The sequence below is a fragment of the Streptomyces sp. NPDC055078 genome, from assembly GCF_053607985.1.
In genome coordinates this window covers 1-3,931 of record NZ_JBSGUP010000737.1, presented here as the reverse complement: position 1 = coordinate 3,931, position 3,931 = coordinate 1, and the positions used below count along the sequence as shown (strand labels likewise).

Sequence of the window (3,931 nt, the reverse complement as noted above, 5' to 3'; positions counted from 1 at the left end):
ACGCCACACACCCTGACTGGGGCCAGGACAGCCACATCAAGCCCCGCCGGCGATTGAGGCGCGGGGCCCGGGGCAGAGCCCCGGCAGGAACCCGCGCCATGTGCACCTGCGCACACCTGGGCCAGCCGACCGAGCCGGAGGCTACGACGCTGGCAGGCGGTCCAGCTGCGCGGAGATACGGGAGATGTCGTCGTCCGCCGTCGCCAGCCGCCCCCGGATCTTCGCCACCACCTGATCCGGCGCCTTCGCCAGGAACGCCTCGTTCCGCAGCTTCCCCTCCGCCTGCTGCTTCTCCTTCTGTGCCGCGGCGAGGTCCTTCGCCAGCCGCTTGCGCTCCGCGGCGACATCGATGGTGCCGGATAGATCGAGGGCGACCGTCGCCCCCGCCACCGGCAGGGTCGCCGTCGCGTGGAAGCCGTCGCCCTCGGGCTGGAGCCGCAGCAACTGGCGGATGGCGGCCTCGTGGGGGCTGAGGGCGGTGCCGGAGAGGTCGAGGCGGGCGGGGACCTTCTGGCCCGGCTGCAGGCCCTGGTCGGAGCGGAAGCGGCGGACCTCGGTCACGACGCGCTGGACCAGCTCGATCTCGCGCTCGGCTGCGGGGTCGCGGAATCCGCTGTCACCGGGCCAGTCGGCGATGACGAGGGACTCCTTGCCGGTGAGCGTGGTCCACAGCGTCTCGGTGACGAAGGGGACGACGGGGTGCAGCAGCCGCAGGGTGACGTCCAGGACCTCGCCCAGCACGCGCGCGGAGACCTTCGCCGCCTCGCCGCCCGCGAAGTACGTGGTCTTCGACAGCTCGACGTACCAGTCGAAGACCTCGTCCCACGCGAAGTGGTAGAGCGCGTCGGAGAGCTTGGCGAACTGGAAGTCGTCGTAGAGCGCGTCGACCTCGGAGACGGTCGTGTTGAGCCGCGACAGAATCCAGCGGTCGACCGCGGAGAGCTGTTCGGCGGGCGGCAGCTCCCCCTCCACGGTGGCGCCGTTCATCAGCGCGAAGCGGGTCGCGTTCCAGATCTTGTTGGCGAAGTTGCGGGACGCCTGGACCCAGTCCTCGCCGATCGGGACGTCCGCGCCGGGGTTGGCACCCCGGGCCAGGGTGAAGCGGACGGCGTCGGAGCCGTAGGTGTCCATCCAGTCGAGCGGGTCCACCGCGTTGCCGAACGACTTCGACATCTTCTTGCCGTTCTCGTCCCGGACGAGCCCGGTCAGCGCGACCGTCCTGAACGGCGCCTCGCCGTCCATCGCGTAGAGACCGAACATCATCATCCGGGCGACCCAGAAGAAGATGATGTCGTGGCCGGTGACCAGGACATCGGTGGAGTAGAACTTCGCCAGGTCCGGGGTCCGATCGGGCCAGCCGAGGGTGGAGAACGGCCACAGCCCGGAGGAGAACCAGGTGTCCAGGACGTCCTCGTCCTGGGTCCAGCCCTCGCCGGTGGGCGGCTGCTCGCCGGGTCCGACGCAGACCATCTCGCCGTTCGGGCCGTACCAGACGGGAATACGGTGGCCCCACCAGAGCTGCCGCGAGATGCACCAGTCGTGCATGTTGTCGACCCAGTCGAAGTACCGCTTCGACAGATCGGCGGGGTGGATCGTGACCCGGCCGTCCCGGACCGCGTCCCCCGCGGCCTGCGCCAGGGGGGCGACCTTGACCCACCACTGGAGCGACAGCCGGGGCTCGATGGTGGTCTTGCAGCGGGAGCAGTGCCCGACGGAGTGGACGTACGGCCGCTTCTCGGCGACGATCCGGCCCTGCTGGCGCAGCGCGGCGACAATCGCCGACCTGGCCTCGAACCGGTCGAGCCCCTCGAAGGGCCCGGGGACGGTGATGACGGCCCGCTCGTCCATGACGGTCAGGGATTCGAGGCCGTGCCGCCGGCCGATGGCGAAGTCGTTCGGGTCGTGCGCGGGGGTCACCTTGACCGCGCCGGTGCCGAACTCGGGGTCGACATGGGTGTCGGCGACGACCGGGATCGTACGGTCGGTCAGCGGCAGCTTGATCCGCTTGCCGATCAGATGGGCGTACCGGGGGTCGTCGGGGTGGACGGCGACGGCGGTGTCACCGAGCATCGTCTCGACCCGGGTGGTCGCGACGACGAGGGTCTCGTCGCCCTCGCCGTACTTGAGCGAGACCAGCTCGCCGTTGTCGTCCTGGTAGTCGACCTCGATGTCGGAGATCGCGGTGAGACAGCGCGGACACCAGTTGATGATCTTCTCGGCGCGATAGATCAGCTCGTCGTCGTAGAGCTTCTTGAAGATGGTCTGGACCGCCTGGGACAGGCCCTCGTCCATGGTGAATCGCTCACGGCTCCAGTCGACGCCGTCGCCGAGACGGCGCATCTGGCCGAGGATCCTGCCGCCGTACTCCTCCTTCCACTGCCAGACCCGGTCGGTGAACTCCTCGCGCCCGAGGTCGTGGCGGGACTTGCCCTCCTCGGCGAGCTGCTGCTCGACCTTGTTCTGGGTGGCGATGCCCGCGTGGTCCATGCCGGGGAGCCAGAGCGCCTCGTACCCCTGCATCCGCTTGCGCCGGGTGAGGGCGTCCATCAGCGTGTGCTGGAAGGCGTGTCCGAGGTGGAGGCTGCCGGTGACGTTCGGCGGGGGGATGACGATGGTGTACGGCGGCTTCTCGCTCTTGGCGTCCGCCGTGAAGTAACCGCGCTCCACCCAGCGCTCGTACAGCTTCCCCTCTACCTCGGCCGGTGCGTACTGGGTCGGCAGTTCGGGGTTGCTGGCTGGCTGCTGCTGAGTGTTCTCGGTCACGGAGCCCAGTTTAGAGGTGTCACAGGCTCGTATTGAAACGGGAATGTTCCGTAACGGTGTGACCCCGGTCGCCCCGTTGTGGGAGCACGTGGGACAGGATGTCGGGACCACATAAGTATCTGGAGGGGAACCCAGTAATGAGCCACAATCAGCCGGGCCCGTACGGCGACCAGCCGCAGCAGCCCGGGCCGTACGGCCAGCCGGGCCCCTATGGCCAGCAGCCGGGGGGCCCGCAACCCGGCTATGGATATCCGCAGCAGCCAGGCGCCCAGCCCGGTTACGGATACCCGCAGCAGGCTCCACAGGGCGTCCCGCCACAGCAGCCCCCGCCCGGACAGGACGGCTACGGGTATCCGCAGCAGCCGGGCCCCTACGGACAGCAGCCCGGACCCGGTCAGGCGCCCTATGGACAGGTTCCGCCCCCGCCCGCGCCCAAGAAGAAGACCGGCCTGATCATCGGCGCCGCCGTGGTGGCGCTCGCGGTGATCGGCGGAGGCGCGTTCTTCCTGCTCGGCGGTGACGGCGACGGCGGCAACAGCGATGTCGCCGACAGCACCAAGGGGTACAAGCTCACCCCCGCCGCGTCCGTCGACGAGTACAAGAAGGACGGCGCGGACAAGTCTCCGAAGCTCACCGACAAGGACCTGGAGAAGGCCAAGGAGGTCGGCGTCAAGGACCCCAAGCAGGCCGGTGCCGAGTACTCGACCGCCGCCGGAAGCAATCCGCTGGAGCGGAAGGGTCTCATCGTCACCGGGCTGTGGGGCGAGGTCGCCGACCCGTCGGCGGCGATCGACGCCAACTTCAAGCGGGGCGAGCTGGCGGGCAAGCAGGACGGCGGCGCCGAACTCAACCTGATCGGCAGCCCGAAGTCGCACAAGCCCGACGGGTTCGACGGGGCGCTGATCAAGTGCCAGAACGCCGAGTTCGACCCCGGGCAGAAGGGCAGCGGCAGCACCGCGGCGCCCCAGATGAAGAAGTTCGAGATGCCGATCTGCATGTGGGCGGACTACAGCACCGTGGTCACCGTGATCTCCATGGACGCGGGGCAGATGTTCGGCACCGGAGGCAAGCCCCTGTCCCAGGAGCAGGCAGCCGAACTGACGGCCAAGCTCTACAAGACCTCGCGGACCAAGATCTGAGACGCTCGTATCCGAGCGAGGGCATACGT

2 protein-coding genes are annotated in these 3,931 nt (G+C 68.9%); one reads left to right on the top strand and one right to left on the bottom strand.

What is annotated here, in order from left to right:
- Nucleotides 1-141: 141 nt before the first annotated feature.
- A complete protein-coding gene (locus ACWF94_RS35745; protein ID WP_453498478.1) occupies nt 142-2,763 on the bottom strand; it encodes a valine--tRNA ligase in 2,622 nt (873 codons plus the stop codon).
- A 137-nt stretch (nt 2,764-2,900) separates the two neighbouring features.
- Between ACWF94_RS35745 and ACWF94_RS35740 the strand changes: the two genes are divergently transcribed.
- Nucleotides 2,901-3,902, top strand: a complete 1,002-nt coding sequence (locus ACWF94_RS35740) for a hypothetical protein (protein WP_453498475.1) — start codon at nt 2,901-2,903, stop codon at nt 3,900-3,902.
- Nucleotides 3,903-3,931: the final 29 nt, after the last annotated feature.

Bases quoted from the DNA above. Each gene is read 5' to 3' on its own strand.
- ACWF94_RS35740 (WP_453498475.1), top strand. From the start codon at position 2,901: ATGAGCCACAATCAGCCGGGCCCGTACGGCGACCAGCCGCAGCAGCCC.